The sequence below is a fragment of the Enterovibrio sp. QJM3NY_24 genome, assembly GCF_057786035.1.
Window position 1 is genome coordinate 17,426 of record NZ_JBYMCY010000003.1, and the last position, 26,145, is coordinate 43,570.

The window sequence follows — 26,145 nt, forward strand, 5'->3', positions numbered from 1 at the left end:
TCGTTGAAGTTGGCTTTTTGACTTGGTTATATCAATTCGATATGCGATAGACAGAACTCATATCAATATCTCTTACTATGAGAATATTAAGCCGAGTACCGATATTCACGTAAGCAGTAGGGGGAATGTCGATAGAAGCTTTTAGTGCTTCTGATGCCATGTTTCCCGCATTATCCGTTGTATTGCTTACCACGAGTTGAGAACCCGAACTTCCCGAATTATTGGCAATCGTTGCGAGAGCATCATCTATAAGTGACAACATGACAGCGCCACCAAAGCGCTGTGCATAGTGATTATCAATCCAAGCACCTGTGCCCGATGCGCCGCGAGGCCCTGCTCCTAATGAGTCGATTCGGACAGATACACCCTCTGGCGTTTCAATTGACGCCCAAGAGGTAAACACTCGGGTTTTGCCTTGAGTCATCGCCACTTTCTGAGTACCTGATACAGAGCTACCTTTTTCAACCAAAAGAATTGCGCCTGTTGTGCTGTAAATATCTTGTGTGACACGACATTTAACAAAACCAGAGTAGTCCGAAATGATCTCTGTCTCTAACACACAGGGAATCGTTGTTCCATTCAATAACAAGAAGTCTCTACTATATGGATCTCTAACGGCAGCTGAACCAGTAGCAAATGCACTACCATCAAATGATGTGTCGTATCCACCGCCTCCTGCACCATTTAACAACCCACTACCTTGCGACAACCCCCCTTGCGAACCACCAACTTCAACCATCACTGACCCACCCAACTGACGTTGTTCAAGCGTTACAACGTTGTCCTTTTTGGGACGAGGCTTTGCCACTGGTCTATTCATTGGTTTTGGGTCTGGTCGTTCCAATCCATCAGTGCCTATATACGCAACCTTCAATGGCTTTGTAGTAACTTCTTTTGCTGCATTAGCTAGCCTAAGCTCTTCCTCAAGTCTCTGTGCTTCATCTCTTTCCTTTTGCCTCTTGGCTTGATCCATTTTTTCTTTCGCTTGTTTAAAGAAAAATGAAGCATCACCCACGTCACTACTACCTTTTTGAAGTGAAGCAGTATCGCCAGTCGTTTCTATAATCCCAGAGGTTTCATCAACCGGTGCGATCTTGTTATTGATGTTTTTTACTACCAGTCCAAGCGCTACGGCAATGACAATGATGCCAACAAGAACAAAACCGCCAATAATGAAAACGTTCTTGTTTCTCTCTCTCCCTACAATAGAAAGATTGCCACGGTCACTAGAGCCTATTTCTGGGACTCTTCCTGAATCATTACTCATGGCGTTATCACCTCACGATTAGCATCAATAGTTGTGCCACGCTTGTTATAGCCCTGACTTTTGGCCGACTCTGATTTAACGCCAAGAACCAGTTTACCGATACGCAATCTGTATTCAGGTGCTAATGAATGAAGGACCATTGTGTCCTTTTCGATGTGATAATTAACCATCTGTTCTTCACCATCATGACCAACTTGAAAAACGACTGGAAGCTCTGAGTTTTCGGCAAACTTCATACAGAGGAAACGACCATCATCCCAGGCGTATTGCGGCGATAGCGAGTCGTCACCCCACTTTAAATAATCAAAGTTAGGTTCTCGTGTCGAGCATGGAACACGCGGTTTAAAATCTTTCGGTTTCTTCGGCTGCTCGTACTGAAGTTTCACGACATAGTGCGGATATTTAGAACTAACCAGTTCAAAGCTATACAATCGGTGCTTATCTGTAACTATCAATAAATTAGTATCTGGATTTCTTGCCGTCGGTTTAAGAAATATGGAATTACCCCTTACATTAAATCCCCAAGCCGACGCGTCTCCCATGCCTATACCACTAATCTCTTTAACAATGGTCTCCCCTTTCTCAAGTTGAATCAGCGTTGCCTTTCCTACTCGGGTTCGAACGCGAACAACATCAGAAGGGTTGTACTTCACCGCAGTGACACGTTTATCAAATCCTTGTGACTTTGGTAGAGTTGCGGCATTTACACATGTGTAAGAACCACTCAATACCAATAGAAGTAATAATTTCCTGATCATTTGATTATCTGATCCTCTCTATACGAAGTTGTTCTGAATCCCAATGGGTTTATCATTCGCTCATTTTCATGAGAAATTTCAGCCTGATAATCCCAAGTGATTGTCGCAATCCATTCAGAAGACTGGTATTCATTTGATCGAGAACCATCTTTGCTTAAAACACTTCGTTCAAAGTGGACTTGGGCAATCATCGAACCATCGGAAACAGGAACAAATGTAACGCCATCGACGTTAACATCGATATCAAGGTAGTCTTCGAAAATGTTGACTGGCGAGTTATCGGATGTGATAAACCCATTGTATTGAGCGAAAACATCTCGTGATGACATTAACTGCACGGCGTCATATTTTGATTGTATACTTTGCCAGTTATATGAATTCCTCTTGATTACAAATTGGGTGAGCCAATATTTATCCATAACTTCACCGTAAGATATGTTTTCAGAATCCGATATCGATTTGGCGATTTCAACCTGACCAGAAATCTCGTTTACTTTAATTACATAAGGTATTGTTTCTTTTAATGGTGCAAGTGAAATAACAGCAATCACCGCTAGCAGTGCGATAACCAAACTAGCCATAGCAATTTTCCATGCTAACTTTGCACTACCCTTTGCGATTTCAACTCTATCTTTCTCAAACCCCTTCATTTCAGAAATGAAACTATCTACAGGTTTATTAACGTCTTCTTTGGGTGCGAGAATATCGCTCTTGCTTTCCGCAAGAGCCTGATCAATTAATGACATATTAAACCTCTAAGTCTGAAAGGGTTATTTTTTCAGGGTTAATTGCGGTTGGGTTTCCTTTTGGTTCAGGAGGCGGAGGTGGCGCACTTGAACAAGCAGTAACACCAAAAAAAATTACAAAAATGATGAGTGTCTTTTTCATATATTATGCCGCCTCTACGCTCTTACTTCTCATTATCGTCTTAAGTGCTCTACTGCCTGCTCTACTGCCTGCTTTGCTGGCAGCGCCTCCAATAGCTCTACCAGCAGCGTTAGCTCCAGTCATTTTACCCATTCCCCCTACAGCACCTTTAAGTGTGTTTAAATTACCTGCTAAACCACTGATTCCAATGCCTCCACTTATTGATGATGCTAAAACCGGAATTTGAAGAGCTACAATAAAGCAGACGATCATAACCAAGGCCAATGCGGCGGTTGAGGTGTAAGTTGCTGTAAATCCTCCTGAAAAAACCAACGTATCTATTGCCTGAGTCAAAACACCAAACGCTATAGAGTAGAGAATATTAAGAAGAATGTAGTTGAAACACTGTCCAGACCATGATTTAAACATGTCTCTTGTTGCGGGGAAAAAAGCCATTGATATGAAAATTGGACCGACAATCAATAGAAGTCCAACCATCACCTTTGCAACAAGAAGATATGCAGCAGAAACTACAATAAATGGCATACCTAACACCACTATTAATCCAAACATGAAAAATGCACTGATAATAACACCAAAATTCATGTCCATTAGATCAAACTCTACACTATCAACAATGCCCCATGCTGCACTCCATATGGCATCATTCATTATGTCAATGGATGAAATAGCACTAGCCCCTCCCATCAAAAAGGCACTTATTTCACCTCCACTTTCCATAACAAATGGTACAACTATAGCGTTATACTTAATCATATTAAAAGCAAAGGTAGTTACGACTGCTAATGCCATAACATTCTTAATTACATCCATAACCATCAAGTTAGGTGCATCAAAAAATGACTTATAAACACTGTACATAAGGAAAAGCATAACAGCCGCACCAACTAATGGCTGTATGACCTCCGCTATTAGTTGCGAACCATCAGCAACCTCAACTGTAATGACTTTTGTTATGAGAGAGTCCAAGTCTGAAATTATCGACATTAGCCTTTCCACTTATTAAGAAGATCTTTTTGATTTTCTTTTTTAATCTCTCTATTCGCCTGAAGTGCGTTAACGCAATCTGCTTCCAATAATTTTTCAGCATGATTATTACATTCTTTGATCTTAGCTTCCATTTCAACTTGGTTTTCAATAAACCAGTTCTTGTCTCTTGTTTCTTCTTTCAAACAACCAAAAAGAAAAAATGGGGTAACTAAAATGGCTAGAAAATTTCTCATGATTAACTCTTCCATGTGTTAATTAGTTGTTGTTGATCAGATTTTGATTTTAGCTTCTGTTCCTTCTCCATTAGAGAATATAAGGACTTCAACATCATTTGATCATTCTTTATCTGAACCCCTTCAAACTGAATTGAATTTGATAAATCAGCTTTTTTAGCTGGCGTATTCGCTAAATTAAATTGCGTAACTAAGTCCTTCATTTTTTTCTGACGTTCGACAGTGCTTTCATATATGGATTCTTGTACAGCATAACTCTTCATCGCACGGTCATAATTGGCCTGAACAATCGGATCATCGGAATAAAGGCCAAATTCATCTCTAAGGTCTGTGATGTCGGCTATCGAGTCATGTATATCCTTCCAATCATCCAGCGCCATGAAGGAGTTTAGGTTTGGGTCATTCAACACATCATCAATGTCCCAATGCCCTTCGACCATGCTCTTATAATGGTCAGCTTGATCTTTGATAGCCCCAAGTTGACCTTTTGCTGTATCTAAGGTTTGCTTGAATTGTTGCGCTTGAACCAATCCATCTTTAATCATTTGAGCAATGCCAGCCACATCAACAACAGGTATACCCGTCGAGTATGTTGTTGTACTAAAAGACATAAATATGCTTATCAACGAAACTTTAAGTAGTCGTTTTTTCATGAGAATCAATCCTTTTTCTCTCTCGTATTCCAAGTTCAATCAGTAGCTCAGGAATCCAAACGTTAGGATCATCTCCTACGCGCTCTCTGACTTTTTCACATGCGTAAATTTCCGTATCCGAACCAGATATAATCGGTAGATATTCATCGAAACCATGCAAATCAAGTTTTGCAAACGCAGAACTATTACTTTGCTTCACAAGGAAAGTTCGACTGTCCTTTGATAGTGCCTGCAACCTTTCAAACTCTTTTTCGGTAACGTTACAGCGACTGTAGCTTTCGAATTCCGCATCAGGATTTGGTAAGTAAATCTTTGTTGCTGTCTGCTGAACTATTGCAGGGAATATTTCGCAGTTAATAGCATCTTCCGGACTTTGGCTCGCCAAAACCATGAACTCATTCTTTAGACGTCCAGCTTTCAAAGTCTTTTTCATTAACGATTGCGTAAGAGGGAAATTTGCAGGCATCCAAAATTCCTCAACCACAGTCATCATCAACCGACCTTCTTTTTGCATTAGGTCTTTGAGGAAAAATAGCGTAGCAAGAACAGCTTCTGTCGCAGGGTGGGTTTTATCTTCGCTTGCGTTGAGAAGAAACGTAGTATCAAAACCTATGCGATCCATTGTTTCAGGATCAAACTTGTTTACAGGCGCATCTAACGCCCAGGCTAAACTACCTTTAGCAGCGTAACACCACTTTGCCAGACGATCTTTTAGAGGGGATTGGGGGATTGACTGAAGAACCATAGATATTCGCCTAGACGACATTTCCATACTCATGACAGTTTCAATCGCTTTGTCACACTGTAGTTCTTCTGTTTCTGTAATTGACCCTAAATTGTCGCAGCCCATTCGTTTAACAAGACGAGCAAGGAAAGCCCTAAGTTGTGGCGTATCCCTTAACTGGAATGGGTTAATGCCTGTACTTTGTCCCTCAGTGATAGCAAAGTATTGGCCTCCAAACGCTCTCACATACAATTCAGTTGAGCGGTTGTAATCAATGACAAACATTTGCGGATTAAATCGCATAGCGAAACCCGCTAACACACCTTCTGTTGTCGTTTTTCCCGTACCTGACGCACCCAATAACATTGTGTGTCCAGCGTACTTTTGACCAGTGACATTTTTACCCAACTCTGACGCATGGCAGTTTAAGTAAAACAACGTATCAGAAACGGTTTTTAGCGGTAGCAATGCAGTACCATCACCGATAGGGTTTCCAGAGGCTTTACCGCTTGAGTAATTATGCAAACTAAAGCCACATGTTAGATTGCGTGTGGTTCTTGGGCTTGGAAGAATGCGATTCTTTGAATTCGGCAACATTGCAGACAATGAATACGGTGCTTTCAGGTTAGAACGTTTGAGGACTGTTCCGCGCTGTAGAAAAGCAGAGGCTAACTCATTACCACTATTAACGGCAGATTTAGCGGTATCATTTATAACCATCACGTTACAATGATAATCGCCAAAACAAGCCTCACCCGTACTGACATACCCACGCGCATTCGCTAGTTCATCAATTTGATGATCAGAACCATCACCGGATGAATCCAACAAGTTGATCTGGGAATCAATTTTCTTAATGGTCTTCATGGCTGACATGAAAATCATTGATTGAGTAAGAATGAATTCTTCTTGTAGACCAAGAATAAAATCCCACATTCCACAGCTAGTTGTTGCTGGATACCCATCTAATTCGAAGAACGTAGCAAAAGTCGCGGAGTCGCTATTATGATGCCGCATTTCAAGCAAGTCATACCCAAAGTGCCAGTCTGATTTTGGTAATACATCGCGAACATTGGCGGAGGTAAGAGGCGTTTTCTCATCCATGTTATTGAGAAGATAACTAAGAAAAGCTGCATTTTCGCAGTGATAACCAACTTCTTTATCTTCTACGATGGACAGTGTTTGACAAGAGTATCGACGTAAAACTGCATTGGATAATTTCAACACATCTTCTAACTGTTCGTAGCCATCCTCAAATTCTGAATATTTGAGAACAAATGAAATGAAATATTCTGTTTTGAAGAAGCGCTGCCCCTGAAACCCATCGAGATACTTTTGGCTGAAAGCCGTCATAAACTCACTGCTGCCAAAGTCATACGATGCCGATAGCGTGTCTTTTCTTTTTACAATATGGCTCCAAACAGCCAAACTTGAACCAAATCGCTTTGCAAGCTGGCTAAAGTAGTTAGTCAGTGTATCGAAAGCGTTCTTTACGCTGCTATCTGTTTCTGATTCGAAAGGCATTCCTGATAGCTTGATCGTAGCCAACAGCTTTCCATCATCTAAATGTATAATTTCACGAGAGATGGGCTTTCCATACTTTGGTACGCTATCTGCAATCGGGATGGTCTTTAAAGAATTGCTGGACATGTTTTCTCCTTTTTCTGGCGCTCTCTTCATAAGAAGAAAAGCTAGCAATTGAGGATTGGCAAAGAGCGCGTAAATATGCCCCTTTTAATTCCCACATCCATTCATCAACCGCTCTTGAATCTTCTTCACACTTAAATTTGATTACGAAAATAAGTGCGAGAGAGAGAGCAGGAAGAACTAGCCCTGCAATTGCGCCTACTAGCCACACACCCAAAATCAAGCTAAACAGGGTAAAACACATCAAAGAGATTAGGGTAATAGTGGGGACGCCAAAGGTCAGCGCGTTTCGCGCTAACCCGTTGTAAGACGCATATTCCGTTTTATCTGTTTCGGTCATGCAAAGATTGCCCATGCCCAAGAAACAGCCGTCAACGCGCCGCCTGCAAGTGAAACTTGTACGAGAGCCATTAACACATCACCCCATTGTTTTTTCTCTAGCTTCGCCATCACCACGTAATACATGAGATATATGAACGCGATGACACCCAAGGCCCCATAAAGCCATGTTTTCAGTGCATTCAATTCATCAGTACCCGCCGAAAGACCCGCCGCAAGAGCACTTGTACTTGTTAAAGACAAAAAAACACCTGATGCGATAGTAAGTGTTCCTTTTTTTAGTTTATTAACGAGTTTCATTTTGATTCCTTTCAATTAATTGATAGTTCACTAAAAACATCCCAAGCCGCCGCTGGATTAGGTTTTATTTTCGGCAAGTCCGATATTTTTCCAGAATTTATTTTGGCCTTACTTTCTATTTGCGCATGTGTAAATTTTTCCACATAGCTTTGTTTCATACCTTTCCTATCGAACCCTTCATTAAAATTCCCGTATCGAAAACAGCTAACCGACTTATGTACTCTATCGGAAATATTTCCTTCTTCTTTCTCAACCATAATTTGACAGGATGAAAATTTTGAAGCAGCCACAGATATTGAATTACATGGCTCAAATACACTTTCTTCGGTAATACCTAATGAAGAAAACTCACTACTTCTCAACTGAAACAACCCCGCTCTGAACGGTATGTTTTTATCAGTAAGGTCTTTCGAAATACTAATAGCCTCGTTTTTATTACTTGGTTGAGATGCCGATGACATGCCCTCAATTTCTATCGCATAAGGATTAGACCCAGACTCAATTTCAATAAGCCTAGAAAGTACGCTTGCATCAACCGATGATTGACACTGACTTAACAATGACAATAACAATGTGCTTTCGATTAGCATTTCTAGCTCCCTCCTATGTCTAAGCATTCGCTCACAAACACTTAGAAATAAGCTGAATTCCTGCGCTTTCGAGCTACAGTCAACGCCCAACTTTGGCGTTCGGATTTGTTGGGTTAACCTGCCCGCGCCCTTCTTAGCGCTATCAGTTTGTTTTGTACAATACAAAATACTAAGTGGATTTATAGCGCTTACCTATTTCACTAATCGAGTGATACACACTCAAATGTTCATAAAGACAAGCCGCCGCAGCCTGAGCCTTCGTAATTCTGCGTCCATTTACTGACTTGTACTTGGCAATTAGCCCTTCTAGTTCATCATTTGCTGTCTTTGCTAGAGAAACGCCAACATAAGATGACTCTCCGGCTAATGGCAATTGTTCGAACTTCAAATCAGATTGAATACTCAAGCCGTCCACGATTCTCATTGTCGCTTCTTGTTTCTTGCTTCTCCCGCTTCTTTCAATCGCTTCATTTAAAAGTCGATTAAGTGAAGCGAACAAGAAAACAGTTACCGCAGTACTATTTGGACTAGATTCTGATTTAGATTTTTTCATTACCATTCCTTTTGTATCCTATAAGATACAATATGGTTACTATGAATACGTTTGTATTGAATGTCAACCCCTCTTAGAATCGACGCTAAAATTGATAGAATTAAAAATTATGACTGATTTTGAACAACGACTAATTGATGTAATTGACGAGCTTGACCTATCGCCATCCCAAATATCTAGAGATATTGATGTAGGTAGAGCCGCTGTTGGAAAATGGGCAAAAACCGGAAAAATTTCAGTAGAATCATTAATACAGTTCACAACCTTTTACAATTTAAATCCTGAGTTCATTCTTTTGGGGAAAAGAGATATTTCAGATAAACAACAACAATGTATTGAGATAATTAAATCATTAGAAAGTGATGATATGCGCCTAGATATAATCTTGAAAATTCTTTCTGACTAGTTCCATCGTTAACGTCATTCGATTGGCATGGATTTAAGCGTGAATATATATAAAGTTAAAATCAGAAAATTAACGATTAGGGCTACTTCATAGATATAAATGTAATTGACTAATTTGTTAAATGACATTTTCGATCCGGCCGAGTGTATTTATATCTAGCCACCAAGCCCAAAAAGTTAAGCACGTTGAAGCGGTTGATTTTTACACATGTGTAACTCTATCTTTAGAGTATACCCCAGCGCGACCACCCTACGCTGATGCCAAAACTGGCAATGTGACCACTTAAATGCGACACTCGCTATTGCGACCACCTAAATGCGACGTTGGCCACTTTCAGGGAGACACACCATGTTTATTCGCGCTTACCTTCGCGCCTCCACCGATGAACAAAACGCAGATCGAGCCAAAACCACTCTCGAACAGTTCATCAGCGAACATGGCCAACGCATTGCCAGTTACTACACCGAAAACATCAGTGGTACTCAACTGGAACGGCCTGAGCTAAATCGCCTACTCAACGACACGCAAGAAAACGACATTCTGCTTGTTGAACAAATCGACCGCCTCACCCGCCTTAATGACCACGACTGGAAACAGCTCAAGCGCATTATTGAGGAAAAAGGCATACGCATCGTCAGCATGGACGTACCAACCAGCTGGCAGGCACTCGACAACAACGCCCTCACCCACAACGACCCCATCATCAAAGCCGTGCTCGATGCCATTAACAACATGCTGATAGAACTGATGGCAGCGATGGCCAGAAAGGACTACGAAACCCGACGAGAACGCCAACGCCAGGGAATACAAACCGCCAAGGCCGCAGGAAAGTACAAAGGCAAGCAAGCCGACACCGAACGGCATCAGAAAGTGAAAAGCTATAGAGAGAAAGGATTAAGCCTAAGAGAGATTGCAGAAGCGACCAATTACAGCCGATCGCAGGTGTGTAGGATTTTGGCGGGGTGAATTCTGCAAAATAGGCTTTGCCAGTTCCTTTGATAAATTAGTAATTCTTAAATTACTACAAATAATTAGCGCAACTTAACCAAGTTTTCAGTATTGGTAGTGAATATCACTTTTGCTGTAGTGCAGGTAATAGTGGAGCCCGCTTGTAGTGGTTGAGTACCCCCCCCCCCTCACTTAACGTAATAAACATCTTATTTATATGACTCGCAATCAACTGAACCTAGTAGCCTAATGATAGAATTACCTGTTCTTGTAATGAGGTAGAAATCAATGAATCTTAAGGCAATTTCCGTTAAAAATTTCCGCTTATTGAAAGACGTCAAGCTATCACTAGAGCGAGACTCTACGATTGTTGTAGGTAGAAACAACAGTGGTAAAACATCACTTACCGAATTTTTAAGAATTCTACTAAACGCTAAAGGTGGTTTTAGGTTTGAAGACTTTTCTTTAAGTTGTGTAGAAGGATTTATTGAAGCCCACAGACTGTTTGTAGAAGATAGCGATCTTGAGGACATTAGAGCTGTTCTCCCAGAAATCTCTGCTACGTTAACAATTTCCTACGGGGAAAATGAAGAGTTGGGAGCACTTGGGGATTTTGTAATCGATTTGGACCCCAACTGCAATGTGGCCCAAGTTAACGTACTCTTTAGCTTAAAGGCTGGAAAAATAGACGAGCTATTTGCAGAATCTCCCTTGGAAGCTGATGCCAATCCTCAAAGTATCATTGCCTCAATGAAAGATAAAATATCCACCTTGTATAATTTGATTATTGAAGCTCAAGACCCCTCTGATGAAAATAACAAAAAAACAATATCTTTCAGTAACTTAGACTCAATAATAAGAGTCGACTTCATTGACGCACAGAGAGTCTTGGATAATGGAGAAAAACCTATATTAGGGAAGGTTCTTGAAGAGCTATTCCAATCGGCAAATAGGCATGAGATAGGATCAGAGCGTAGAAATTTGGCAGATGTTCTTAGTCTGGCGACTAAAAGTGTTGAAAACGACATCAACCAACAATTTAATGAGAATCTCAGTGCTCTCGCACCGATATTTGATAAGTTCAATTATCCCGGTTTAGTCGATCCGCACCTGCAAACTGAAACAAAACTTGATGTAACCAAATTACTTAGCAATCACACGACGGTCTCATACAAAGGTCATAACGGGATTAATCTACCAGAGAGCTTCAATGGTCTTGGAAGCAGAAATCTACTATTCATGCTGCTAAAACTTTATGAGTTCTATCAGGCATTGAGTGTAATGCAACCTCAACCCTGTGTGCATCTTATCGTTATTGAAGAACCTGAAGCACATTTGCACCCGCAGATGCAAAGTGTGTTTATTCGACAACTAATAGAGATCCGCAACGCCTTTGATACTGATAACTTGTGTGAAAGTCAGTATCTAGTAACAACACACTCATCACACCTAGCGAATGAAGGAGGCTTCTCCTCTATCAGATACTTCTTAACTAAAGGGCAAAGCCTAAATGCCTGCTCACGTCATACTGAAGTTAAGAATTTGAAAGAACTGTATCAGGGGGGCGACTTGAGCGAACCTGACAAGAATAAAAACAAAGAGTTTCTTCATAAATACCTGACACAAACAAAGAGCGATTTGTTTTTTGCAGATCAAGCAATACTTATTGAAGGTACTACTGAGCGTTTAATGCTTCCTGAAATGATCCGAAAAGTTGATGCCAATAGTGGAGGTTCATATGCTCTTGGTCGTAGTTACGTTACTACGATGGAGGTCGGAGGAGCATACGCTCAAATATTCTTCCCACTATTAGACTTTTTAGAGTTGCCAACATTAGTTATCACCGATATTGACGCTACATACAAACCGGAAGGCTCGACGAGAAGAAAGAAATGTCGTGTGTCTGAGAGCGATGGAACCAGTAATAGCTGCATTAAAGCTTGGTTTGATAAAAAGATAGCTCCTTCACAATTGATTGCGCTTGACGAAGAGTACAAGGTTCAGAATAAGCTGCGAATAGCTTATCAAATACCTAATGCTACAGGTGATGCAAGCGCTCGTAGTTTTGAAGATGCATTTATCCTATCAAACAGCACTTTGTTTAGTGGTATGCCTAATGTTGGTGAAGAGAATCGAGAGCTAAAAGCTTGGGATATTGCACAAGAGCAAGACAAGACTGACTTCGCGATAAAGTACAGTGTTCAAATCACTGACTGGGAGACTCCCCTATATATAAAAGAAGGCCTAGAATGGTTAGCTAGAGAATTCTGCACTGCACCATTACTGTTGATTGAGCCAGAAGAGCAAGTGCCTGTTACAGAGCCAAGAGTCGCTGAAACTAACGATGCTCCGGTGGAGACTGATTGAAATGCCACATGTAATTGAAAGTGCAGAAGTAGCTGCTGAAGAAGCACTCTGTCAAATGTATAGTTGTATAAGAAACAAAAGGCACTTTAAGTTAGAGGCTGGTGCAGGGGCGGGTAAGACGTTTTCTCTTGTTAAAGGGCTTCAATTCATTATTGATGAAAAAGGGACACATTTAGCCAAACGGTCTCAGAGAGTTGCTTGTATCACCTACACCAATGTAGCAACAGAGGAAATCAAGACTCGAACAGACAGTAACCCTATAGTTTTTGCCTCCACTATTCATGGTTTTTGTTGGTCATTAATACAAGACCATCAACCATTCTTGTGGGAGTCTCTTCCAACAATACATAGTAAATGGGAGGAGATGATAAATGAGATAGAAGATGGTGAAAAAAGGAAGATTACCTACTCAACAGGAAGACGCAGATTAACTGATGCCGAGGCTCATCTTAGCCATGATGACATCCTTCCTTTGATGGTGTTGTTGTTAAGCAAGGAAAAGTTTCGTCGAAACTTAGCGGCTAGATACCCAATAATTTTCATCGATGAATATCAAGACACACACAAAGAGTTTGCAGAGGCTCTCATAGAATATTTTGTCGCACCTGAATATGGACCATCTACACCGTTATTAGGTTTTTTTGGGGATAGCTGGCAAAAGATATACCGAACAGGTGCTGGCTCATTAGCCCATCCAAATTTAACCGAAATTGCAAAAGGTGCAAACTTCCGTTCCGCCTCTAAAATAATTGAAACCCTCAATAACATGAGACCTGAACTACCTCAGATTGCTAGAGAGGGCGCTGATTTGGGGCATGTTTCTATATATCACACGAATAGTTGGCAAGGTGATAGACAAACTGGTGGTCATTGGAAAGGGGATTTGTTTCCTCGTGACAGTCATGATGCCTTAGTTTTGGCAAAAAGTAGGTTAACTGAAGTTGGTTGGGACTTTTCGTCAGAAACTTCAAGAATTCTCATGCTTACGCACAAGGTGATGGCATCTGAGCAAGGCTATGAAGCGTTAGTTAATGCTTTTTCCAATAATGATTCGCTCTTTAACCTAGAAAATGCTCATGTAAGCTATATGGTAAACACGCTGCTGCCTGCCTTAGAAAGCTTTGAAGAAGGGCTATATGGGAAGATGTTTTTAGCTCTTGGGACAAATGCTCCCAAAATAAAGAAAGCTTCCGATAAGGCTGTATGGAAAGCTAACTTTGACACATTGTCTGAACTGAAAGAAGAGGGTTCTGTCGGTGACGTGATGGCTCTCCTCAGACCGATGTCCCCTTCTATTTTACCCGACAAGATATCCTCTCTTGAGGACAAGTTAGATACATCTGAAAGTGACGAAATATCAGAGAGTAGATCTTTAACTGAGCTACAAAAACTCAGAGACGTGCCTTTTAAAGAGCTGATTACTTTTGAGAAGTTTATTAAGAATCACACACCATTTTCGACTAAGCACGGAGTGAAAGGTGCAGAGTTTGATAATGTTCTAGTTGTTTTGGGCAGAGGGTGGAATTTATACAATTGGGATCAATTATTTACGTGGTTACATACGACATGTCCAGCAAATAAAATAGATGCATTGGAAAGAAATCGAAACCTATTTTACGTAGCGTGCTCTAGACCCAAGAATAATTTGACAGTGCTTATTACACAACATCTATCGGATGAATCACTGGCTTTATTAAATCAATGGTTTGGGGATGAAGCCGTTCAATCACTCTACTAACTAAACGTCTTACGCGTAACTTGGAGAGCCAATTATACATTAGCTCTCCATCATTTAATTCCATACGCATTCTGGAGTTAATTAACCTTATCTGACAACCGTTTACTGCTTCTGTTCACTTCCCATATACTTCATATTTTCACCCATCATAAGTGACCAATTAAGCACTTTACCTATACAAGTAAATTTTGACTGTCTGTAGCCACATTATTCAATTTTTGGTTCCAGCAATGACTCAAATCGTTCTAAACTTTTAACGTCGCATTCTCGAGCAAACCTCTCTTCAAACCCCAAAATGGTAATCAGTTCTCGTTTAGATGTGGACAGCAAATATATAGTGTCTATGTGCTCATTGAACTTTTTGTGCAGATATAGGATGGCCTCAGTTCGATTTTTAGTACTTTTTCCTTTCCAAACTGGCTCATGGTGAAATAGTCTATTTCTAAATTTATTAAGAGAACCCATTTGTTGAAATAGAGTATTGACCGTTACATTTTTCACTTTTGCATTTGGAAAACAATTAGTTAACTGTGTCTGCCAAAGATTATATTTTTTTTCACGAGGGTTGTTATAATTCCGATGAAGCATGTGTACCCAAAAACCAAAGGGTAAGCGAGAAATTAAATCATCACAGGTATACCGACTGCCAACATCATTCAAACACTGCTGCTGCGCAAAATTGACCTGTTTTTTCGACTCTGGGCTTATCGGTATACGCAGATACCATTCATCATCTTCGAAATGTTCTGAAGCCACCTTATGAATGGAGTTTCTCAATGTTACCTCTAGTAACTGCACTACCGAGAAAAACTGAGACATGATACTTTGCATCGCCATGTAAACCGCAATCAACTCACTGTCAGATTTGCAGTCAAGAACCTGACGATAGGTTTCTAGTTTCTCTGTAGAAAGTCCTTGCTTAATCTCTTCAAAGTCCAAAATATTTGCCCTTAGCAAAATTACGATGTATATTAACTTCAACTGAGGCATTGCCTCTTGTTGTGATAGCCCTGTCCTCTTCCGCTGGAAACAGTATTGACAACAGGTAGCGAGTTTAAGAGCCACCCTCTAGAGGGTGGCTCACTTGTTTCTGGTGTTATGCAATAATATTCTTACCTGTCATTTTTCTCTACTCTTAAGAGCCCTATTACCGAATTAAATTACGGACCAAACCTAGTTAAAGTGCTTATATTACAAGCAAAAATAGAGTAAGCACAGGATTTTCAAAAGTAAAAAAACAAACTAGCTGCTACAAATTTTTCTAGAATAAGCCTGAATGTATTAGAGAAGAAGCTTTGCTGAAGTTAATTTTTATAAGATAACAGGTTTACTAAATTTCAATGCCTACTACGCATTTTACCCAAAGTGTTAAATCGCTTTAGATAGACCCCGAAGCTAGCACCCTACCCGCTTCTGCATACCACCACGCAATGACACTGGCGGCAGCTTGTACCCAACCCGAGTTTTTAGCTCATCAAGCGAAACCTGCTTAGAACAATAAGACGCAGATCTTGGCGTATCTTGCTCCATGATAAATGCAGCAGCATTGCCCTTCACATCATAAACAAGCTTATAGAAGGCCGAAGGGATTTCATGTTCCTCATTGGCTTTAGGCATGTCTTCCATTGGCTTTTCATATAGATGTCAACGCCGACTTAAAACTGATCCACTTAGCGACGCTATCGCCGAAGTAAAATTGACCCACCCATGGTAGTTATCTCTGCCTTTCCGATTCATTTTGTAGAACGGTTGGCACTGTCCCTAACGCCCTTTTTCCTTTTAGCCGATAACTCTCTCCACTTATCTGAATGATGTGAGAGTGATGAAGCAGTCGGTCCAGCGGGCTTGTTGCAAAAAATCCCTCGTGACCCAACATAGTCATATCGCCTTAGCGGATGGGTAGTCAATGGCCAACAACGAATTTAAATGGAAACACTTCGCCCCTGAGATCATCCTTTGGTCGCTACGTTGGTATGGCTCAACACCCATGAGTTATGCCAACGTCAGTGATATGTTGGCGGAAAGAGGGATTTCAGTGAACCGCTCAACGATTTATCGGTGGTTTATTGAATACTCCCCCGCACTTCGTATGAAACTCCGTCGCTACCTACCTATCGGCGCTGACTCCTCTTGGCAACTTGATGAAACCTACATCAAAGTGAAGGGTAAATGGCGTTACCTGTACCGTGCCATCAATAAAAAAGGCGAAACCTTAGACTTCTACTTTTCGAAAAAACGCGATAAACATGCCGCTTATCGTTTCCTAAAGCATTGTTTGAAAAAGTACAAACACGACATGCAGCCAAAGACCCTCAATACCGACCAGCACGCTTCTTATGGTAATGCGATTGCTCGACTGAAAGAAGAGGGATTACTGCGAGAAGATGTGGCACATCGGCAAGTGAAATACCTCAATAATCGCATTGAATCTGACCATGCGCCGTTAAAAAAACTCATCACCGCGACCGGCGGTTTCAAACGCTATCATCGAGCCTGGGCGACCATCAAAGGATTTGAATCACTGCGCATGTTGAATAAGGGGCAACTCGATTGTTGGTTACGTCAGGATGGACGTAAAGTGCTTGTGCGGGAGAGATCCGCCTTCATGAATCGACTCTTTAATGTCGAGGGGGTTTACACGTAATGTCAGGAGGATGTGTGGTGAAATCCGCGCCATCGAATTTTTTGCAACAAGCCCAGATGAGTTAGGCTTTTTAGTCAAATTGAACAAACAAAAATTAGCTTAAGTATGTAAGCACACGGCTAACTAAGTTTTTGCTTTCTGCTTCACATTCCATAAGAAATGACATGGATTAGCCGTGACTTTTGATTTGTAGTCACTATGCGACTTATAGCCATGTGCCAAAGCGATCCCAGTAGCCAATAAACTAGCACCGCCTGTCAGCACACTTAACCCTAATCCAGCAACAGCAATGCCAGCTTCAGTTAGATGCGTGTTTTTGATGTGCTTCACTTGTGGTGCGATCTGGCTCATTTGAACTTCAAATAGTTCATGCTGTGTGTCTTCGATAATAGCACGTACACGAATCGGATCTGATTCATGCCTAGCTTCACGTAATCCTTTCTCTAGTTCAGAACGGAACGATTGGAATGCTTCACCATCATTGTTTCGAATGGACATTAAATCAACCGACGATACCTGATCCAGAAATGGTACATCCATTTGAACAGCACAGTTCAAGGTATTTGATTTGATATCAGTGAAATCAGTGTTCATGTTCAGCATATTGCTTTCAAAAGGATGCTCTGTACCGAACATACAGCCGAGGTAATCACACAAAGCGATCCGTTTGTTCAGGTCGATGTAATGATTTCGGGCTGTTTGATTGACTGATTGATTTACCCACGCATTGAACTCTTCTTTAGTTGGTGGTGGTGTATCCTTTCTCAATGCAATCGTGATTGTTCTTTGCTCTTCGTTGCTTGAAAGAATTTCTGGTGGGAAAAGCGTATATCCCATACCAAAGCCACGCTGCATGCCTTGGAATCCGATGTGTATATGTCGACCTACATGCAGATGTCGCATGACAAGTAGTTTACCATTGTCATTCTGTACGCTTCGAACTAGAGCATTTGTTTTGTATTGCTTTAGTATTGACTCTGGCAATATATCTTCGAAAGCATTATCAGAGTGAAGCAATGGAATAACTTCTGTCTTACTTTCTAACTCGAAGGTCACTGGATACAGCTTAACGTAACCGCCAGCAACCAGCGGGCGTAAGTCAATTAATTTAGATGCTGCTTGGGCTAGTTTTTTACGATCAATGTTCGGGGTTGCTGCCATACCCATAAATAGCTTGAAGTTCTCTGATACTTTCGAGCGAAAGTCAGTTAGTTCAAAGATCGGATCAGCCACAACGGCTTCTTCTAAGTACAGTGCTGCTTGTTTTAGATGCGAAGTACGAGACATAGTACCGGTTGCCATGCAGCTAACAGAGCCATTGCTTGCCTTAACGGTTTCCCGCACTTCTGGCAGCACTTTTAGGCAATATTCGCGATAATCGCGCAGCTCTTTCTCTAATGCTGCATCTGGTATGCCACGGTACATTCGTGTAACCAATGTACCATCTAAAAGAAGTGAATCATTAAGGTAATCATACGTGTAGCTTCCCATCTATTCCTATCCACTTTACTAAAGACAAGAGTATTCTATCTGGTGATAATAACTAAGCCATTGATTTGGACTTGAAAACTACGAAAACCGAAGGGATCAGAGCTTGCGTATGCCTATCTATTAGTTCAGGTATCACAAAATATTTTCTTGCTGACTAGCTCTGACATCGGTTCAAAATCACTTTGGGGCATAAACGAGCTAGATTCTAACCTTTTTCGACCGCCCCACTACGCATTATACCCAAAGTGTTAAATCGCTTTAGATAGACCCCGAAGCTAGCACCCTACCCGCTTCTGCACACCACCACGCAATGACACTGGCGGCAGCTTGTACCCAACCCGAGTTTTTAGCTCATCAAGCGAAACCTGCTTAGAACAGTAAGACGCAGATCTTGGCGTATCTTGCTCCATGATAAATGCCGCCGCATTGCCCTTCACATCGTAAACAATCTTATAGAATGCCGACGGTATCTCATGGTCTTCATTAGCTTTTGGCATATCTGCCATAGGATTTTCATAGAGAGATCCATTGATAACAAACAGTGGCTCACCATAGCTAACACCGTCGCGGATGGCCTGTTCTAGTTCTTCCCAAGCACCTTGGTTTAACGCAGAAGTCTGAGGAACAATATTGCTCATGTAATTCGTCTCATACCAATATTTACTCCCTGCAAACGCAGCTAAAGGAGCCATATGGCCACGGTCAACACCTATCGATTTGAACGCACCTGAATAGTCGCCTTTCTCAAGAACATCCTCTTCGGGAATCACTGGATTGCTCCCCCAACTCCGCCCAGGACTTGGCCCAAAATTAACGACATCAACTTCATACGCAGCCCAATCAGCAAACTTAGTCGTTGGGTTGTTAGATAAGGCGTATATGTGCGTAAAAACGAGGTTGTTACCCGCTCTCATTTCAGGACAGCCTAAAGGACAAAAGGGAGAATAGATGTTTGCTGATAGAGCGGGTGAAACGAGACAAACGCTAACGATTAGAAGGTGAGTAATTTGCATGAAGCTTATCCCTGACTGGATAGTGGTTTGTCCAAGCTAGACTAGCGTTGCGCATATTTACACATGTGTAAATTTTCGCGGTGCAGACCTAGGGCAATTCACCTAGAAATCTACACCGCGATGATGATTACTTTTTCAATTCAGTACAAGAACACTGCAAATTTTGGAGCGTCCTGTTTATTTTGTGCTTTCCAATTAGTCCATTAGTCAAAAAGGCACGAAGGCATGGGCTAATCATAATCATGACTGAAACAAGTAAAAATCGACCATTTGCTTTTGTATACTCTGCCGCGTTGTCAAAAACAACAGAGCGGTGACAACAATGCTATCTTGTTGTTCTTCAACTTCGTAAATGATCCGTAACCCTTTGAATATAAATTCCCGATATGTGTTCACTCCCAACTGCCTCAGATCAGGGCAACTACGGTACATATACGGGTTGTCAGTAACATTCCCTTCAAAGCTCTCGTAGACCGCTTGAATGTGTTCTACGGCCTGCAATTCGCCCATATGATCACCAAGATAGGCAATCGTATTATCTGCACTTTTGTTAAAGGTTTCTGTTGGTACTATTGTTACTTCTTTACTCGCGGTATTGCTCTGGTTCATGGGTATTATCCCCCTTCAATTTGGTTAGTCTTTTCGACAAACCATCCTTGAATTGAGCGCTGCTCATTACCCGACCTGCTGCCTTATCCTGCTTTGATTGCGTGATAAGTTTCATCAAGGCAATTGCCTCATTTCGTCGCTGATTCTCCTCAAAAGACTCAACAACATATTTTGGCAACCCATTTTGGGTAATGATCAGTGGCTCTTCCAATGGAAGGTTTGCCGCGTATTTTTTTAAAAAGCTAATTGTTTGAGTGCTCATCTTTCTTTCCTCTAGATTTAACCCACTGATACACGCTATTTTTTGACTATAATCTATTGTTTTGGTGCTCTTACCAAACAACTACTAACTACTAAACTCATCTCTTACTAACTTTGCGGGAGCGTTTTTTATGTAGCCACAAAGAAAGTGTATCAACCTTTCTTTGTGTTGCTTTTACCCTATATCATGAACTTACCTCCTTCCATACTTTGATGGGTTAAATATAGCCCACATTTAGACTGGTGTCAATAATGAGACTTGAATCTCATTTTAATTTAATCATATGCACGTGTTCGAAATAGATTTTTTGAAGGATATGATTTGGTGTTCAAGCAGCCTCGAACACCATTAGCATTCGTTTTCATCAATCAATGTGATCGGAAATTTGTCTTCTAATACGACATAGAGGCGACCGTCGAGAAACACGCCCAATAATTGATTGTTAGGGATATAGGCCATATCTCGTAGACCATGATCATCTGTGCTGAATCCATCAATGTTCGGCAGTTTCACACGCTGGAGACTGTTACTTTCTACAAATTCCAGAGTCAAAAAACCACCGAATGGAAAGAACCGATACGACCCATCTTTCAGTAGCGCAGGAATGGTGCTGCCAGAAATCCCTCGACTCTCCGGAGAATCTATACCGTTGAGAACGACTCCCCGATAGTTGTGACGATAACGAATACTGGGCATTTCCCCCCCACTAAAACCTTAAGCAGCGAATTTAGCGCCGTTAAGCGGGAAAATTAGCCTGATTTTCATTTATGTTGATCTAAATAACACACTAAAGAGGATAACTAATGAAATCGTTTCAATTCGCAACAGCTACCATCTTAATTCTTATCTTCATTCCAACCGTATTGGAGTTTTTGAGTAGGTAGTAAAAAGGGCGTGCTTTACGCACGCCCTCTTCAATTTACACATGTGTAAAAATTGTCTACTGCTCTATCAGCGTAGAAGTGCTTTAACCGACCAGGTTAAATCGCACAAAAGAAGAACCGACAAAACACCCAGATTTTGTTCACCAAATATTACTGATCTCCATCAAATCCGCATTACAGATCTTGGCCAGAAACGAGGGGGTAATGTCATATTCATGTTTCAATATTTGCGCAGAGCGCTTTGCTTCCGTTAGCAAGTGTCGCTCCCCTGCAACGTAGCTTTTGATGTCTTCCAACAGCATCAGTACAACGGGATCTGTCGCTAGCTCGGTTTTACTCATATGTTTCCTAAAAACGAAATACGGACTATCAACACCGAGTTCAGTTAGCTTCTTGTTTTTGACTGTCTCGGTTGGATTATTGATGGTAAAGAGGCCATCTTTGAATGCAATCCCCTGCCCTTTGAAATACTGCATGATCTTCTGCTCAGTTTCACGCCGAATTGATGCTTTCCCTAACTCAAATTGCCTCAATGCGGTTTTGCTTACATTAGCACTCGCACAGAACGTATCACGCGTTAATCCAAGGTATTCCCTTGCATGACGACACTGTAAGCCAGTAATGGAAAGCATGGGTGCATTATATCCCTGACTTTTGACTTTTATGCCGGTGTCTTGCGCCCATCTTTGCGCTGTTGGATAGCTAACGTCTAACAGTACCTTCATCGCTTCTAAGCTGCCGCCTTGGTCATAGGCTACGGCTATATCGCTTTCTGTGTAGTTATCTCGTTTGATCACGGGCATATACGTTTTTCAATCCATTGAATATGAATCAAAAAGCGTATCAAGTCGTGCTTGGCTGGATAGGTGGAGACGTCGTTTCTTCGGCTGATTTCTCAATCAATACTGCAAACGATGCGTCGTAGTTCAAGGTTTGGTTTGATCTTTATATACAAGAATAAAGATCAATTTGAGCGCGGAGCGCAGACTGGCTTCAACACCTTCCCTCTCAAAGAGATTGTGCGGTAAGTCTTTGACTTATCCACATTCTCTTTGTCTCGTGATTGCCCGCGCCCACTTAAAGACTTTTTCTTTTTTACTTTTAACTTTAATTAACTTTAATCACTTTGGATCTTTAAACATTTAGAGCTTTAATACTTGCGATTTTAACTTGTTTAAAAACATTACGTTAGCGTCAATCAAAGGGAGTAAAAAAACGATCAAGGGGAGTAATTGTCCGATCATGAGGAGTTAACGTCCGTTTAAGAGGAGTAAATGTCCGGTGAGAGGGAGTTAACGTCCCATCATAGGGAGTAATTGTCCTGACGCAGGGAGGTAATGTCCGGTAAGGGGGAGTAAATGTCCCAATGAACAGGGAGCGAATGTCACGTTAAAGGGGAGTAAATGTCCCGATGCTTTGATTGTATTAAGTTTGCTTGTACGGGAACTTGTCATGATATGGCCACGTTTGTTCGGGGATATGTCTTCACTTAAGAGGGAGTAAATGTCCCGAATAAAGGGAGTGGGGGGATCATCTTGGGGAGTTAATCGGGTTTGAAAGGGAGTAAATGTCCGGCTTATAGGGAGCTAGTGCTAATGAATGGGGAGCTTATAGGGGGTTTTTGGACGTGGATCGCGTTAAAAGGGAGTAAATGTCCCGAATAAAGGGAGTAATTGTCCGAGAGGGTGTGTGTAACTATCACAAGGCCACTTGTTTATAGAAATATTATTACTAAATCATTGGATGAATTAGATATTTGCTCGAACTGGTTTGATCGGTTGATGTATGGCGTATTGTTCGTTTTGTGATCTAAAAGGGGAGTGGTTTGGTAGGTTTTGATTATTAAAAGGGAGCTTTGAGTTTTGTGACTCCCTATGATAAGTTTGTATTATATTGATTTGTTTGAGTGTCCGTTATGTCTGATCCAGATTCGAGTAAAGCCTTTACGAAAACACCCTCTCACTATGTTGTGCCTACTCGAATTCTGGAGGCGCGGCAGGGGTTCAGTGTCCATCAAAAACGCATGGTGGCTTTGGCCATGCTTGCGTTACAGCAAGAGCGAAACCGCTTGTATGAGATTGACCCAAAAGGGAAGGAGGCGGCTAAGAGTTTGTCTCCCGCTGAAAAACGCCTGCACTACAACAACTATATTCCCGATCACGACATGATGATGAAGGCGAATCGCTATCACACTTATGATCATGAGGTGCTGACTCGTTTCTTTAATGGTTCTGTGGAGGAAATTCGTCGGGCTATTCGTCGGGCGACGGCGGCTATCCCGAATAAGTCGGTGATCTTGACTGAGAATGAGCGAACGCTTGAGGTAATGACGCCTATTCCTTATGCGAAGTATCAAGACGGGGTGTTGACACTTGGGGTGTTGGATCTTGCGGTTCCTTATTTGATGGACCACAGCTTGGGTTATAGCTCTAGCGATCTGTCGGTGTGGTGTAATTTGAGTAGCCAGCACTCTCAACGTCTTCTTGAATTGGTCAGTAAGCATAAGGAACGTGAACGCCAGCGTATCGCGTTGTCTGATTTCAAGCGGATGTTTGGCGTGGATTTTGCGGTGTATGAAGACAAGGATGAGGCTGAGAAAGCGGGTAAGCGCCTTGGTGATTATAAGATGCAGCGAGATGACAAGGGCAAGTCTGAGCGGATTCCAAAGTATAAGGCGTTTAAAGATTTTCGCCGTCATGTTCTGGATGTGGCTTTTCCTGAATTGATCAAGGCATCTAAGGGGATGTGGTCTGCGACGGATGATGAAGGTAAAGGTTATAGGCTACACAGGAAAGGCAAGACTTATCACGATATAGAAATCTGCTTGCGTCATACCGATTTGGAACAAGAGCGTAAGAAACTGGCCAAGAGTGAGAAGGAGAGTAAGCAGGCTTCTCCAGATCCTGCTTTGCAGTTGATTGAGTCGTTGGAGTTCAAGATCCTTGGTGGTGTACTTGGTGAAGCGAATACGAATGACATCAATTTGTATGAGATGTTGGTACTGCAAACAGGGCATGTGGTGGGTTCTGCGGTGAAAGCGAATATTGCTCTGATTAAGGAACAACAGGGCTAGCGTTTTACACATGTGTAAATCCGGTTGTGTTTGATGACCCTATGATGCGTATTCGCGATGCGTTGAATGCGTATTTTTTATGGATGAGTGAGGGGTGCTGTGGAGATTGTTGAGTGGACGAATGATGAATTGGGTGTGGTGTTGCAACGGCCATTTTTGTTTGTGAGTTCTGGGTATATGGGAATCAAACTGAATTTGTCAGATTGCTACTTATTTCATCATGGGGAGTCTGTAAAACTGCGTGCGACTGTTGAAGGTAGTTTTGACTTTGAGTTGAATGTTACGCCTCATGAAACGTTGGCGATGTATGAGACGTTGGGACTTAGTTTACCTGTTGTTGATGGCTAGTTCTTGAAGCGCCCTACGGGCAACCATGCCCTATTTTTCACACTCTCCGGCGGCCTTCGGCCTTGTCTCGCTAGAAAAACGTAGCCGCTTCGCGTCTCCGCCCATTCGGGTAACGGTCAGGGCTAGGAAAAGCGACGACCAGAACTGCGTTCACGTCTAAAGCGAGTAGGCCAAGCCTTCGTCTTCGCCAGGAGCACGTATCTTTGTTGCGGGTTCTTCCTTTTGTCATCCGACCGTCAAGCTTCTGTGTTGCTGAACGTTCAGTGACATAGGCGCTTCGCGCAGTCTAGCAGGAAGGGGGGGAGGTGCTGCGTGGGTTGACAGTGCTGTTTTCACCCAATGCATTTATGATCGCGGTACGTCAGCAAAGAGAGTGTCTAGCATTCGTCGCGCAGCTCCTCATAACACTATTAATACTCAGCGTAAGAATATGAAATAGGTGCTCACACTCGCCACGGTTAAGCCTAGAGCAATGATTACAGGTAGCCATTCGGTACTAAAGCGCATTATGTGTTATCCTTTTTAATGAAAGGGCGGCGGCTGTCACCGCCTCCCTTTTTATAGACTCAGGATTTTATCTATCCCGACTATTAAGGCTGTTGTAATTAGTGGTATTTCGAGCACCAGTTTGATTACTTTCAGCCTTGCCTCTTGCTTATCTACCCTCATCTTCTCTAGTCTAAGTTTAGCCTCTTCACACTCAAGTCGTAACTTGGTTTGTTTCAGCTTTACCTCTTTTCGATCCGATCCGAAGTAGACGTTTGTTTTATTACTCATCCATTCATGTTTTCCTTTATTTAGTGTTAATGCCTCATTGCCTTAACACTGATAGTATTGTATCAAAAAATGCCTTTCAATGGTATAAAAAAATTGATAACATGCGAGGGTTTGTTGTTGTTGGATATATCAGTATGAGTAAGAAGATAGCGATAGAGGCGACGTTGAAAACGTTTTTCGGCATCAAAGATAAATCGAGATCGAACGCGCTTGTGAGTGTTGAAAGTGGGGCGAAAACGATACAGGAAGCCGCGACCGAAAACGGTCTGACTATCGACGAGTTAGAGCAGCTCCTTAAACGTTATAAAATGGTTATTCATCATATAGATGAACTGATACTGGCGTTAAGTCCCGCACTTAAACCAAGCATTTTGTTGGCGTTAAAAGAGCGTTTTACTGACGGTTTAACATTCGATGAATTGGCAGAAAAACACGGCGGATTTCGCAATAACTACGCTCGTGTTGTCACGAAGTTAGAGAAAAATCACCAAGAGCAGATCGAGAAAACGCATTTATACAGCACTGTATTTATGTGATCTCAATCACTTGTTATTGTATCAAAAAAAAGATACTATATTGCTTCGTTAACACAAGATCAGTTGTGTTCTGGCAATGTCGCCACGCTTTAATGGAGAGTGAAACA

General features: G+C 41.7%; 28 protein-coding genes and 1 pseudogene. 8 read left to right on the forward strand and 21 right to left on the reverse strand.

The window, feature by feature from the left end:
• Nucleotides 1-31: 31 nt before the first annotated feature.
• The 12 genes from AC3CIC_RS23085 to AC3CIC_RS23140 form a co-directional block, all read right to left on the reverse strand.
• Nucleotides 32-1,267: a TrbI/VirB10 family protein gene (locus AC3CIC_RS23085; protein ID WP_394213479.1), complete on the reverse strand. Its 1,236-nt coding sequence runs from the start codon at nucleotides 1,265-1,267 to the stop codon at nucleotides 32-34.
• Nucleotides 1,264-2,025, reverse strand: a complete 762-nt coding sequence (locus AC3CIC_RS23090) for a TrbG/VirB9 family P-type conjugative transfer protein (protein ID WP_394213477.1) — start codon at nucleotides 2,023-2,025, stop codon at nucleotides 1,264-1,266. Before AC3CIC_RS23090 ends, AC3CIC_RS23085 begins: the two co-directional genes overlap by 4 nt.
• Nucleotides 2,022-2,771 (reverse strand): VirB8 family type IV secretion system protein, encoded by a 750-nt coding sequence (locus AC3CIC_RS23095; RefSeq protein ID WP_394213475.1) that lies wholly within the window; start codon nucleotides 2,769-2,771, stop codon nucleotides 2,022-2,024. The genes AC3CIC_RS23090 and AC3CIC_RS23095 overlap by 4 nt, the downstream gene beginning before the upstream one ends.
• 1 nt (nucleotide 2,772) lies before the next feature.
• Nucleotides 2,773-2,913 carry a hypothetical protein gene (locus AC3CIC_RS23100; RefSeq protein WP_394213473.1) on the reverse strand — a complete coding sequence of 47 codons (141 nt, stop codon included), beginning with the start codon at nucleotides 2,911-2,913 and terminating at the stop codon, nucleotides 2,773-2,775.
• A 3-nt stretch (nucleotides 2,914-2,916) separates the two neighbouring features.
• Entirely contained in the window at nucleotides 2,917-3,900 is a 984-nt protein-coding gene (locus AC3CIC_RS23105; RefSeq protein ID WP_488516899.1) for a TrbL/VirB6 family protein, read from the reverse strand.
• Nucleotides 3,900-4,136, reverse strand: a complete 237-nt coding sequence (locus tag AC3CIC_RS23110; protein ID WP_394213469.1) for an EexN family lipoprotein — start codon at nucleotides 4,134-4,136, stop codon at nucleotides 3,900-3,902. The genes AC3CIC_RS23105 and AC3CIC_RS23110 overlap by 1 nt, the downstream gene beginning before the upstream one ends.
• Nucleotides 4,137-4,138: 2 nt before the next feature.
• Entirely contained in the window at nucleotides 4,139-4,789 is a 651-nt protein-coding gene (locus AC3CIC_RS23115) for a type IV secretion system protein (protein ID WP_394213468.1), read from the reverse strand.
• Entirely contained in the window at nucleotides 4,770-7,163 is a 2,394-nt protein-coding gene (locus AC3CIC_RS23120) for a VirB4 family type IV secretion/conjugal transfer ATPase (protein ID WP_488516875.1), read from the reverse strand. The genes AC3CIC_RS23115 and AC3CIC_RS23120 overlap by 20 nt, the downstream gene beginning before the upstream one ends.
• Nucleotides 7,123-7,500: a conjugal transfer protein traD gene (locus AC3CIC_RS23125; protein ID WP_394213464.1), complete on the reverse strand. Its 378-nt coding sequence runs from the start codon at nucleotides 7,498-7,500 to the stop codon at nucleotides 7,123-7,125. The genes AC3CIC_RS23120 and AC3CIC_RS23125 overlap by 41 nt, the downstream gene beginning before the upstream one ends.
• Nucleotides 7,497-7,799: a TrbC/VirB2 family protein gene (locus AC3CIC_RS23130; RefSeq protein WP_394213462.1), complete on the reverse strand. Its 303-nt coding sequence runs from the start codon at nucleotides 7,797-7,799 to the stop codon at nucleotides 7,497-7,499. The genes AC3CIC_RS23125 and AC3CIC_RS23130 overlap by 4 nt, the downstream gene beginning before the upstream one ends.
• 11 nt (nucleotides 7,800-7,810) lie before the next feature.
• On the reverse strand, nucleotides 7,811-8,389 hold the full coding sequence (locus tag AC3CIC_RS23135) for a transglycosylase SLT domain-containing protein (protein ID WP_488516876.1): 579 nt from the start codon (nucleotides 8,387-8,389) through the stop codon (nucleotides 7,811-7,813).
• A 169-nt stretch (nucleotides 8,390-8,558) separates the two neighbouring features.
• The gene (locus AC3CIC_RS23140; protein WP_394213458.1) at nucleotides 8,559-8,942 is read right to left on the reverse strand and encodes a TraY domain-containing protein; all 384 of its coding nucleotides are present in this window, start codon (nucleotides 8,940-8,942) and stop codon (nucleotides 8,559-8,561) included.
• A gap of 109 nt (nucleotides 8,943-9,051) precedes the next feature.
• Here AC3CIC_RS23140 and AC3CIC_RS23145 point away from each other — a divergent pair, with 109 nt between their 5' ends.
• From AC3CIC_RS23145 to AC3CIC_RS23160, 4 genes are all read left to right on the forward strand, one after another.
• Nucleotides 9,052-9,348 carry a hypothetical protein gene (locus tag AC3CIC_RS23145; RefSeq protein WP_394213456.1) on the forward strand — a complete coding sequence of 99 codons (297 nt, stop codon included), beginning with the start codon at nucleotides 9,052-9,054 and terminating at the stop codon, nucleotides 9,346-9,348.
• 348 nt (nucleotides 9,349-9,696) lie between these two features.
• The gene (locus tag AC3CIC_RS23150) at nucleotides 9,697-10,314 is read left to right on the forward strand and encodes a recombinase family protein (RefSeq protein WP_488516877.1); all 618 of its coding nucleotides are present in this window, start codon (nucleotides 9,697-9,699) and stop codon (nucleotides 10,312-10,314) included.
• A gap of 270 nt (nucleotides 10,315-10,584) precedes the next feature.
• Complete coding sequence (locus AC3CIC_RS23155) at nucleotides 10,585-12,663, forward strand: ATP-dependent nuclease (protein ID WP_488516878.1); 2,079 nt, start codon at nucleotides 10,585-10,587, stop codon at nucleotides 12,661-12,663.
• Nucleotide 12,664: 1 nt separating this feature from the next.
• A complete protein-coding gene (locus AC3CIC_RS23160; RefSeq protein ID WP_488516879.1) occupies nucleotides 12,665-14,401 on the forward strand; it encodes a UvrD-helicase domain-containing protein in 1,737 nt (578 codons plus the stop codon).
• Between the two features lie 207 nt (nucleotides 14,402-14,608).
• On the opposite strand, the gene AC3CIC_RS23165 is transcribed toward AC3CIC_RS23160, so the two are convergent.
• From AC3CIC_RS23165 to AC3CIC_RS23175, 3 genes and pseudogenes are all read right to left on the reverse strand, one after another.
• On the reverse strand, nucleotides 14,609-15,340 hold the full coding sequence (locus AC3CIC_RS23165) for a hypothetical protein (protein ID WP_488516880.1): 732 nt from the start codon (nucleotides 15,338-15,340) through the stop codon (nucleotides 14,609-14,611).
• 456 nt (nucleotides 15,341-15,796) lie between these two features.
• Nucleotides 15,797-16,027, reverse strand: a complete 231-nt coding sequence (locus AC3CIC_RS23170; protein ID WP_488516881.1) for a DNA/RNA non-specific endonuclease — start codon at nucleotides 16,025-16,027, stop codon at nucleotides 15,797-15,799.
• A gap of 88 nt (nucleotides 16,028-16,115) precedes the next feature.
• Nucleotides 16,116-16,253: pseudogene (locus tag AC3CIC_RS23175) on the reverse strand (ATP-binding protein); the annotation flags it as partial.
• A 54-nt stretch (nucleotides 16,254-16,307) separates the two neighbouring features.
• On the opposite strand from AC3CIC_RS23175, the gene AC3CIC_RS23180 reads away from it, so the two are divergent.
• Nucleotides 16,308-17,045, forward strand: a complete 738-nt coding sequence (locus tag AC3CIC_RS23180; RefSeq protein WP_488516882.1) for an IS6 family transposase — start codon at nucleotides 16,308-16,310, stop codon at nucleotides 17,043-17,045.
• A 123-nt stretch (nucleotides 17,046-17,168) separates the two neighbouring features.
• Here AC3CIC_RS23180 and AC3CIC_RS23185 read toward each other — a convergent pair whose 3' ends face one another.
• From AC3CIC_RS23185 to AC3CIC_RS23210, 6 genes are all read right to left on the reverse strand, one after another.
• Nucleotides 17,169-18,536: a hypothetical protein gene (locus tag AC3CIC_RS23185; protein ID WP_488516883.1), complete on the reverse strand. Its 1,368-nt coding sequence runs from the start codon at nucleotides 18,534-18,536 to the stop codon at nucleotides 17,169-17,171.
• A gap of 275 nt (nucleotides 18,537-18,811) precedes the next feature.
• Complete coding sequence (locus AC3CIC_RS23190) at nucleotides 18,812-19,450, reverse strand: DNA/RNA non-specific endonuclease (protein WP_488516884.1); 639 nt, start codon at nucleotides 19,448-19,450, stop codon at nucleotides 18,812-18,814.
• A gap of 339 nt (nucleotides 19,451-19,789) precedes the next feature.
• Nucleotides 19,790-20,158, reverse strand: a complete 369-nt coding sequence (locus tag AC3CIC_RS23195) for a type II toxin-antitoxin system RelE/ParE family toxin (protein ID WP_488516885.1) — start codon at nucleotides 20,156-20,158, stop codon at nucleotides 19,790-19,792.
• Nucleotides 20,133-20,420, reverse strand: a complete 288-nt coding sequence (locus AC3CIC_RS23200; protein ID WP_488516886.1) for a type II toxin-antitoxin system Phd/YefM family antitoxin — start codon at nucleotides 20,418-20,420, stop codon at nucleotides 20,133-20,135. Before AC3CIC_RS23200 ends, AC3CIC_RS23195 begins: the two co-directional genes overlap by 26 nt.
• A gap of 348 nt (nucleotides 20,421-20,768) precedes the next feature.
• Nucleotides 20,769-21,116: a hypothetical protein gene (locus tag AC3CIC_RS23205; RefSeq protein WP_488516887.1), complete on the reverse strand. Its 348-nt coding sequence runs from the start codon at nucleotides 21,114-21,116 to the stop codon at nucleotides 20,769-20,771.
• Nucleotides 21,117-21,444: 328 nt separating this feature from the next.
• Nucleotides 21,445-22,107 (reverse strand): helix-turn-helix domain-containing protein, encoded by a 663-nt coding sequence (locus AC3CIC_RS23210; RefSeq protein WP_394213523.1) that lies wholly within the window; start codon nucleotides 22,105-22,107, stop codon nucleotides 21,445-21,447.
• A 1,112-nt stretch (nucleotides 22,108-23,219) separates the two neighbouring features.
• Between AC3CIC_RS23210 and AC3CIC_RS23215 the strand changes: the two genes are divergently transcribed.
• The 3 genes from AC3CIC_RS23215 to AC3CIC_RS23225 all read left to right on the forward strand — a co-directional run bounded on the left by AC3CIC_RS23215 (nucleotide 23,220) and on the right by AC3CIC_RS23225 (nucleotide 26,038).
• Complete coding sequence (locus AC3CIC_RS23215) at nucleotides 23,220-24,377, forward strand: replication initiation protein (RefSeq protein WP_394213521.1); 1,158 nt, start codon at nucleotides 23,220-23,222, stop codon at nucleotides 24,375-24,377.
• Between the two features lie 99 nt (nucleotides 24,378-24,476).
• Entirely contained in the window at nucleotides 24,477-24,725 is a 249-nt protein-coding gene (locus AC3CIC_RS23220; RefSeq protein ID WP_394213519.1) for a hypothetical protein, read from the forward strand.
• 911 nt (nucleotides 24,726-25,636) lie between these two features.
• Nucleotides 25,637-26,038: a hypothetical protein gene (locus AC3CIC_RS23225; RefSeq protein WP_394213517.1), complete on the forward strand. Its 402-nt coding sequence runs from the start codon at nucleotides 25,637-25,639 to the stop codon at nucleotides 26,036-26,038.
• The last annotated feature ends 107 nt before the right edge of the window (nucleotides 26,039-26,145 follow it).

Coding starts and splice junctions, on each gene's coding strand:
- AC3CIC_RS23085 (WP_394213479.1), bottom strand. CDS start 1,267: ATGAGTAATGATTCAGGAAGAGTCCCAGAAATAGGCTCTAGTGACCGT.
- AC3CIC_RS23090 (WP_394213477.1), bottom strand. CDS start 2,025: ATGATCAGGAAATTATTACTTCTATTGGTATTGAGTGGTTCTTACACA.
- AC3CIC_RS23095 (WP_394213475.1), bottom strand. CDS start 2,771: ATGTCATTAATTGATCAGGCTCTTGCGGAAAGCAAGAGCGATATTCTC.
- AC3CIC_RS23100 (WP_394213473.1), bottom strand. CDS start 2,913: ATGAAAAAGACACTCATCATTTTTGTAATTTTTTTTGGTGTTACTGCT.
- AC3CIC_RS23105 (WP_488516899.1), bottom strand. CDS start 3,900: ATGTCGATAATTTCAGACTTGGACTCTCTCATAACAAAAGTCATTACA.
- AC3CIC_RS23110 (WP_394213469.1), bottom strand. CDS start 4,136: ATGAGAAATTTTCTAGCCATTTTAGTTACCCCATTTTTTCTTTTTGGT.
- AC3CIC_RS23115 (WP_394213468.1), bottom strand. CDS start 4,789: ATGAAAAAACGACTACTTAAAGTTTCGTTGATAAGCATATTTATGTCT.
- AC3CIC_RS23120 (WP_488516875.1), bottom strand. CDS start 7,163: ATGTCCAGCAATTCTTTAAAGACCATCCCGATTGCAGATAGCGTACCA.
- AC3CIC_RS23125 (WP_394213464.1), bottom strand. CDS start 7,500: ATGACCGAAACAGATAAAACGGAATATGCGTCTTACAACGGGTTAGCG.
- AC3CIC_RS23130 (WP_394213462.1), bottom strand. CDS start 7,799: ATGAAACTCGTTAATAAACTAAAAAAAGGAACACTTACTATCGCATCA.
- AC3CIC_RS23135 (WP_488516876.1), bottom strand. CDS start 8,389: ATGCTAATCGAAAGCACATTGTTATTGTCATTGTTAAGTCAGTGTCAA.
- AC3CIC_RS23140 (WP_394213458.1), bottom strand. CDS start 8,942: ATGAAAAAATCTAAATCAGAATCTAGTCCAAATAGTACTGCGGTAACT.
- AC3CIC_RS23145 (WP_394213456.1), top strand. CDS start 9,052: ATGACTGATTTTGAACAACGACTAATTGATGTAATTGACGAGCTTGAC.
- AC3CIC_RS23150 (WP_488516877.1), top strand. CDS start 9,697: ATGTTTATTCGCGCTTACCTTCGCGCCTCCACCGATGAACAAAACGCA.
- AC3CIC_RS23155 (WP_488516878.1), top strand. CDS start 10,585: ATGAATCTTAAGGCAATTTCCGTTAAAAATTTCCGCTTATTGAAAGAC.
- AC3CIC_RS23160 (WP_488516879.1), top strand. CDS start 12,665: ATGCCACATGTAATTGAAAGTGCAGAAGTAGCTGCTGAAGAAGCACTC.
- AC3CIC_RS23170 (WP_488516881.1), bottom strand. CDS start 16,027: ATGGAAGACATGCCTAAAGCCAATGAGGAACATGAAATCCCTTCGGCC.
- AC3CIC_RS23180 (WP_488516882.1), top strand. CDS start 16,308: ATGGCCAACAACGAATTTAAATGGAAACACTTCGCCCCTGAGATCATC.
- AC3CIC_RS23185 (WP_488516883.1), bottom strand. CDS start 18,536: ATGGGAAGCTACACGTATGATTACCTTAATGATTCACTTCTTTTAGAT.
- AC3CIC_RS23190 (WP_488516884.1), bottom strand. CDS start 19,450: ATGAGAGCGGGTAACAACCTCGTTTTTACGCACATATACGCCTTATCT.
- AC3CIC_RS23195 (WP_488516885.1), bottom strand. CDS start 20,158: ATGAACCAGAGCAATACCGCGAGTAAAGAAGTAACAATAGTACCAACA.
- AC3CIC_RS23200 (WP_488516886.1), bottom strand. CDS start 20,420: ATGAGCACTCAAACAATTAGCTTTTTAAAAAAATACGCGGCAAACCTT.
- AC3CIC_RS23205 (WP_488516887.1), bottom strand. CDS start 21,116: ATGCCCAGTATTCGTTATCGTCACAACTATCGGGGAGTCGTTCTCAAC.
- AC3CIC_RS23210 (WP_394213523.1), bottom strand. CDS start 22,107: ATGCCCGTGATCAAACGAGATAACTACACAGAAAGCGATATAGCCGTA.
- AC3CIC_RS23215 (WP_394213521.1), top strand. CDS start 23,220: ATGTCTGATCCAGATTCGAGTAAAGCCTTTACGAAAACACCCTCTCAC.
- AC3CIC_RS23225 (WP_394213517.1), top strand. CDS start 25,637: ATGAGTAAGAAGATAGCGATAGAGGCGACGTTGAAAACGTTTTTCGGC.